Genomic DNA, 6743 nt, shown 5'->3' with positions numbered 1-6743 from the left:
GGCGGGTACTGGGCAGCAAGAACTTCTTCCCTCAGGTCGGTATTGAAGAAGACGTTTCTGAAGTCATGGCCGCGTTTCTCGGTCAGTACTTCATCAGCAGTCCTGAACGCGACTTGCCCAGCGAACTGATCGTCAATGTGGTCCACGATGACTTTCCCACACTGATCGCCGCCATCGACGAGCTGCGCGGTCGTGAACTGACCATCAGCCATCGCGTGCGGGGTACGCGGGCGCGCTGGCAGCAATTGGCGGTGACCAATGCCGAGCAGGCACTGAGTGCGCGCCTGGCGAATCGTCAGCACATTACGGCGCGCTTCGATGCGCTGGCCGAGGTGCTGAAGCTCGATGAGCCTCCGCAGCGCCTTGAGTGCTACGACATCAGCCACTCCAGTGGCGAGGCGACGGTGGCGTCCTGCGTGGTCTTCGGCCCCGAAGGTCCGATCAAGGCCGATTACCGCCGGTACAACATCGAGGGCGTTACGCCCGGCGATGATTACGCGGCGATGCACCAGGCGCTGACCCGACGCTTCAGCAAACTGAAGGACGGGGAGGGCAAGCTGCCGGATATCCTGCTGGTGGATGGCGGTAAAGGTCAGTTGTCCATGGCCCGCGACGTGCTCGATGAATTGTCCGTACCTGACCTGATTCTGCTGGGCGTGGCAAAAGGCGCGACGCGAAAGGCCGGTTTCGAAACCCTGTACCTGAACGACGCTGCACATGAATTCACGTTGCGCGGCGATTCTCCCGCGCTGCACCTGATCCAGCAGATTCGCGACGAAGCCCACCGGTTTGCCATTACCGGGCACCGCGCCCGGCGTGGAAAAACCCGTCGGACGTCTACACTGGAAGGCGTCGCCGGCGTAGGACCCACACGTCGGCGTGATTTGTTGAAACATTTTGGTGGATTGCAGGAGCTGTCTCGTGCAAGCATCGAAGAAATTGCCAAAGCCCCCGGGATCAGTAAAAAGCTCGCAGAGTTGATTTATGCAAATCTGCACAGCGAGTAGAATGCCCCCTCACCTCGTAGCCAGTTGTGCCGATGAATATCCCTAATCTGATTACCGTTCTACGCGTTCTGCTCATACCGATCTTCATTTTGCTGTTCTACCTGCCTTACCAGTGGAGCTACATGGCCTCCGCCTCGGTCTTCGCATTCGCTGCCGCGACCGACTGGCTGGACGGGTACCTGGCCCGCCGCCTGGAACAAAGCACACCGTTCGGGGCTTTCCTCGATCCGGTTGCCGACAAGCTGATGGTAGCGGTTGCATTGGTCCTGTTGGTGCAGGAACACGGCAACCTGTGGCTCACGCTGCCAGCTGCCGTGATCATCGGTCGCGAGATTGTCGTCTCGGCACTGCGCGAATGGATGGCCGAACTGGGCGCTCGTGCCCACGTTGCCGTATCGAACCTGGGCAAATGGAAAACCGCCGCGCAAATGCTGGCGCTGGTGATCCTGCTGGCCAATCCCAAGGATTTCAGTTTCTGGGTCTTGCTGGGCTACACCTTGCTGATGGTGTCGGCCGGCCTGACTTTGTGGTCGATGGTCCAGTACCTGCGGGCTGCCTGGCCACATCTGAAGACCGACGTTGAAAAGAAATAAAACTTTTTTGAATCAAGGGGTTGACGGGGCTTCTGGATTCTATAGAATGCGCCACACCAAGACGCGGGAATAGCTCAGTTGGTAGAGCACGACCTTGCCAAGGTCGGGGTCGCGAGTTCGAGTCTCGTTTCCCGCTCCAAGTTTGTACGCATTTGATGTCGCGCTACTGACAGCAAATGTTTTGAGGCCGAGTAGCAAAATGGTTATGCAGCGGATTGCAAATCCGCCTACGCCGGTTCGATTCCGACCTCGGCCTCCACTAATAAACAAGCTCCGTAGATCTATGATTTACGGAGCTTTTTTATTTGCAATAGCCTGCAAGATTTAGTCTTGAAAAGGGTATTTGCGAACTTGCTTCACCGGGGCGGGATGTATATATTTCCACCTCTGCTGCACAAGCGTCAGATCTGCCAGATCGTTATCTGGCAAAACCTGGACGCTTCACCGCGCTACCGCCCGAATGGCGAAACTGGTAGACGCATGGGACTTAAAATCCCCCGCTCGTAAGGGCGTGCCGGTTCGATTCCGGCTTCGGGCACCATGAATATCAAGGGCTTGCGTGAGATACCTCATGCAGGCCCTTAGTTTTTTCTTGCCGCAATTCCTATTTTGTAGACGTCACCTTCCTCCCTTTGCGGTTGCGGATGTATTGCTCAGTCATCACTACGGTGGTGTGACCAAGCTGGTCCATTACCTCCCGGATGTTGCCGGTTGACTCAGAAACTGCCCCGTCCGCGGATCGAAGTGGCGCACAAAGTGAACGTGCCTGGAACCGAAGGGCTGATCGCTGACCCCGGGCCCTCTGATCACCTTGAAGCTGTCCATCCGGTGGATCGGTATGAAATGCCGGTTATCCATTGGTACGAAATGCCGGTTATCTATTGGTACGAAATGCTGATTGTTGATTGGTACGAAATGCTGGTTGTTCATTGGTACGAAATGCCGGTTGTTCATTGGTGCGAAATGTCGGTTGTTCATTGATACGAAATGCCGGTTTCCCATATGAAACGGGCCCGTGTGGGAATGGTGGAATTGCCCGCATTGCTGTGGCTGCCCACTGACCAGAACAGCCGGGTAAGGATTTTGACCTGGGCTGCCACCGCTGATTGCCTCCAGGGAGAGGTTGCTTGCCAAAAGCCCCGCGACAAGGAGCAGGAGCTGCTTGAAGATACGCATAGCGCCACCTCCGACGGTCCCCCTACACTAAATTATAGAGCGTCATGGACCCCGGCCTGGACTTGGCGCTGAAGTAGACATCTAGCCAGACGGTGGATGACCAGAAAGTAAGAGCCTGAAAATCACCCTGTAATTCATCGTGTTACAGAGCGTATGTCCTAATTTTTGCCATATCTCGATACGACCCCGAGAAGATGCCGCAAAAAATCTCAAACCACTGGGTATAAGGCTTGTGGCGGCGTGCCTCGGAAAGAATTGAGGCAGGAATATTCGTCTAAGCTATTGAACTATATGAAGATATCGAATGGACTTAAAATCCCCCGCTCGTAAGGGCGCGCCGGTTCGATTCCGACTTTGGCACCATGAATATCAAGGGCTTGCGTGAGATACCTCATGCAGGCCCTTAGTTTTTTCCGCAATCAAAAAATCCTTTCCGCAATTCGCTAACGACTGCCTCCCTCGCGACATCAAACCTGTTCCTGTGCACTCCAGTGGTCATCGGCTGCCCGGTTCCATGACCACCAGGCACGTCGATCTAATCCAGTGCCCAGTCTTTCGAGCCAGTCCCACATCACTCAGGGCGAGCCTCTCTTTGCACCCCGAGTGCTTTTGGCCGCTTGTAATCCGTAGGGAGGCCGTATCTCGTTCCTGCGTGACAAACCGATGTTAAAAAATGTTATTAATAAAAAATACTTCACATAATCAGATCACTGGTAGATGATCTGTACCAGCCGGTATGACAACCTGATAACACGACAAAAACAGGATGGCCTTGATGTTCAATGAGAACTCGACTCACGTCCTGTATCACAACGTCCCTCAGCTGGTTGGTCCGCACGGTGCTGATTCTGTCTAGCCCTATTCACAACGCGGCCAACGCCTGTGCCTCGCAGGCGGCAGTCGCTGCTTTCCACTGGAGTACCCCATGAATAACAAAAATGTCGGTGTAGTCGGTCTGGGCGCGATGGGGCTGGGCATTGCCCGCTCGTTGTTGCGCAGCGGTTTTAATGTGCATGCCTGTGATGTGCGCACTGTCGTAACGGAGCAGTTCGCCGGGGAGGGCGGTGTGGCTTGCCTGTCACCGTCGCACATGGCCGCTGAGTGTGACGTGATCATTACCGTGGTGGTCAACGCCGAGCAGACCGAGACCGTATTGTTTGGTGAGGGTGGAGCCGTGGCCTCTCTGCGGCCGGGCAGCCTGGTGATCGGCTGCGCTACAGTCGCTCCGACCTACGCCGTGGATCTTGGCCAGCGCCTGGCCGCACTGGGCCTGCTGTATCTGGATGCACCGATTTCCGGTGGCGCGGCGAAGGCTGCCGCTGGCGAGATGACCATGATGACCTCGGGCCCGGCCGACGCCTACGCCAAGGCTGAGTCGATCCTGGCTGGCATGGCCGGCAAGGTGTATCGCCTGGGTGACGTCCATGGCCTGGGTTCGAAGGTCAAGATCATCAATCAACTGCTGGCCGGGGTGCATATTGCCGCTTCTGCCGAAGCCATGGCGCTGGGCCTGCGTGAAGGGGTCGATGCCGATGCGCTGTATGAGGTGATCACCCACAGCGCCGGTAATTCCTGGATGTTCGAAAACCGCGTGCCGCACATTCTCAAGGCGGACTACACGCCGTTGTCCGCGGTGGATATTTTCGTCAAGGACCTGGGCCTGGTGCTGGATACCGCCCGGGCCAGCAAATTCCCGTTGCCGCTGTCGGCCACCGCTCACCAGATGTTCATGCAGGCATCCAGTGCCGGCTTCGGCCGTGAGGACGACTCGGCGGTAATCAAGATTTTCCCTGGCATCGAATTGCCGACTGCCAAGCCTGAGCCTGTTTGAGGAACACCCCATGACTACCTCCACCGCACGCCCGTTACTGGGCTGCATCGCCGACGATTTCACCGGCGCCACGGACCTGGCCAACATGCTGGTACGCGGCGGTATGCGCACCGTGCAAAGCATTGGTATCCCGAGCGCGGAAGTTGCGGCCGGGCTTGATGCCGATGTGATTGTCATTGCCCTGAAGTCGCGTACTACGCCGGTCGCCGAAGCAGTCGAGCAGTCCCTCGCCGCGCTGGCCTGGCTGCGTGAACAAGGCTGCGAGCAGATTTTTTTCAAGTATTGCTCGACGTTCGACTCCACCGCGGCCGGCAATATCGGCCAGGTCAGCGAAGCACTGCTGGCCGCACTGGGTAGCGACTTTACCCTTGCGTGCCCGGCGTTCCCGGAGAATGGCCGGACGATCTTTCGCGGCCATCTGTTTGTGCAGGATCAACTGCTCAGCGAGTCGGGCATGCAGAACCATCCGCTGACGCCAATGACCGATGCCAATCTGGTGCGCGTCCTGCAATCGCAGACCCGCCTGAATGTCGGCCTGTTGCGCTACGACACGATTGCCCAGGGCGCTGAGCAGGTGCAGGCGCGAATCGCCGAGCTGAGGGCTCAAGGTGTCGGCATGGCCATCGCCGATGCCTTGTCGGACAGCGATCTGTACACCCTGGGTAGCGCCTGCGCCGATTTGCCGTTGTTGACGGGTGGTTCGGGGTTGGCCCTGGGCCTGCCGGAAAACTTCCGTCGTGCCGGCAAGCTACGCGACCTCGACGCCTCGAAACTCCCGGCGGTGTCCGGCGGGGAAGCGGTGTTGGCCGGTAGTGCTTCGATCGCCACCAATGGGCAAGTGGCCGCCTGGCTCGAAGCCGGCCGTCCGGCTTTGCGGATTGATCCGTTGGCCTTGGCAGCGGGCGAAGCGGTGGTGGCGCAAGCCCTGGCCTTCGCCCGTGATAACGAGCAAACCGTATTGATCTACGCCACCAGCTCACCGCAAGAGGTCAAGCTGGTGCAACAGCAACTGGGCGTCGAGCAGGCCGGTAGCCTGGTGGAAAACGCCTTTGGCGAAATTGCACAGGGCTTGCGCCAGAGTGGCGTGCGCCGTTTCGTGATCGCCGGCGGAGAAACCTCGGGTGCTGTGGTTCAGGCCCTGGGTGTACAGCTGTTGCAGATCGGCGCGCAGATTGATCCGGGTGTTCCGGCGACCGTCAGCAGTACCGAGGAGCCTTTGGCGCTGGCACTCAAATCGGGCAACTTCGGTGGCCGGGATTTCTTCAGTAAAGCCTTGAACCAACTCGCCCAGGCCGGGGGTGAAAAATGAGCTGCGCAATGAGCAACGAGAACGCCCTGCGCGAAGAAATCTGTGAGGTTGGCCGCAGCCTTTACGAGCGCGGATACACCGTCGGCAGCGCCGGCAATATCAGCGCACGCCTGGATGACGGCTGGTTGATCACGCCGACGGATGTCTGCCTCGGGCGTCTCGATCCGGCAACCATCGCCAAGGTCAATCTGGCGGGTGAATGGGTGTCCGGTGACAAGCCTTCAAAGACCCTGGCGTTGCATCGCCAGGTCTACGACCGCAACCCGAATGTCGGCGGCGTGGTGCATACCCACTCCACCCATCTGGTGGCTTTGACGCTGGCCGGTGTCTGGCAGACGGACGACATTCTGCCGCCGCTGACGCCGTATCAGGTCATGAAAGTCGGGCATATCCCGTTGATTGCCTACCAGCGACCCGGTTCGCCGAAGGTTGCCGAACAGGTCGCGCTGCTGGCCAACAGCGTTCGCGGCGTGATGCTCGAACGGCTGGGGCCGGTGGTCTGGGAGAGTTCGGTCTCCAGGGCCAGCTACGCCCTGGAAGAGCTCGAGGAAACCGCGCGGCTGTGGCTGATGAGTAATCCCAAGCCGGAACCGCTCGATCAGGTGGCGCTGGACGAACTGCGAGCAACCTTTGGTGCGCACTGGTAACGCATTGCCTTAACACGACAGATCGATAACACAGGCACTACCCGGGAAACGCACAGGGACTCTCGACGGCCCCGGCTTGCCTGAAAAAACAATAACAACAGGAAATCCAAGCATGACTCACCTTCACTGCGGCATGTTCAGATCCAGTGGCAGTACCCTTTCATTTACCCTCCGTGGAGG

General features: G+C 58.2%; 6 protein-coding genes and 3 tRNA genes. All 9 read left to right on the top strand.

The window, feature by feature from the left end:
• Window positions 1–1007: excinuclease ABC subunit UvrC (locus KGB07_RS18190; RefSeq protein WP_223466140.1), on the top strand; the 1007-nt coding region annotated here is incomplete at its 5' end.
• Window positions 1008–1039: 32 nt separating this feature from the next.
• A complete protein-coding gene (gene pgsA, locus KGB07_RS18185; protein WP_008051977.1) occupies window positions 1040–1600 on the top strand; it encodes a CDP-diacylglycerol--glycerol-3-phosphate 3-phosphatidyltransferase in 561 nt (186 codons plus the stop codon).
• 63 nt (window positions 1601–1663) lie between these two features.
• Window positions 1664–1739: transfer RNA gene (locus tag KGB07_RS18180), tRNA-Gly, on the top strand.
• A 46-nt stretch (window positions 1740–1785) separates the two neighbouring features.
• A tRNA-Cys gene (locus KGB07_RS18175) sits at window positions 1786–1859 on the top strand.
• 195 nt (window positions 1860–2054) lie between these two features.
• Window positions 2055–2141 (top strand) — tRNA-Leu (locus tag KGB07_RS18170).
• 170 nt (window positions 2142–2311) lie between these two features.
• Window positions 2312–2581: a hypothetical protein gene (locus KGB07_RS18160; protein WP_223466139.1), complete on the top strand. Its 270-nt coding sequence runs from the start codon at window positions 2312–2314 to the stop codon at window positions 2579–2581.
• Window positions 2582–3701: 1120 nt separating this feature from the next.
• On the top strand, window positions 3702–4607 hold the full coding sequence (gene ltnD, locus KGB07_RS18155; protein ID WP_046038432.1) for an L-threonate dehydrogenase: 906 nt from the start codon (window positions 3702–3704) through the stop codon (window positions 4605–4607).
• A 10-nt stretch (window positions 4608–4617) separates the two neighbouring features.
• The gene (gene otnK, locus KGB07_RS18150; RefSeq protein ID WP_223466138.1) at window positions 4618–5916 is read left to right on the top strand and encodes a 3-oxo-tetronate kinase; all 1299 of its coding nucleotides are present in this window, start codon (window positions 4618–4620) and stop codon (window positions 5914–5916) included.
• Window positions 5917–5924: 8 nt separating this feature from the next.
• Window positions 5925–6563 (top strand): aldolase, encoded by a 639-nt coding sequence (locus KGB07_RS18145; protein WP_046038429.1) that lies wholly within the window; start codon window positions 5925–5927, stop codon window positions 6561–6563.
• The last annotated feature ends 180 nt before the right edge of the window (window positions 6564–6743 follow it).

Source organism: Pseudomonas sp. GL-RE-26, assembly GCF_019956275.1.
In the GTDB taxonomy this organism is placed as follows: domain Bacteria; phylum Pseudomonadota; class Gammaproteobacteria; order Pseudomonadales; family Pseudomonadaceae; genus Aquipseudomonas; species Aquipseudomonas grandcourensis.
Note: the sequence above shows the minus strand (reverse complement) of the source record. Positions and strands in the feature narration are given on the sequence as shown.

Bases quoted from the DNA above. Each gene is read 5' to 3' on its own strand.
- pgsA (WP_008051977.1), top strand. From the start codon at position 1,040: ATGAATATCCCTAATCTGATTACCGTTCTACGCGTTCTGCTCATACCG.
- ltnD (WP_046038432.1), top strand. From the start codon at position 3,702: ATGAATAACAAAAATGTCGGTGTAGTCGGTCTGGGCGCGATGGGGCTG.
- otnK (WP_223466138.1), top strand. From the start codon at position 4,618: ATGACTACCTCCACCGCACGCCCGTTACTGGGCTGCATCGCCGACGAT.
- KGB07_RS18145 (WP_046038429.1), top strand. From the start codon at position 5,925: ATGAGCAACGAGAACGCCCTGCGCGAAGAAATCTGTGAGGTTGGCCGC.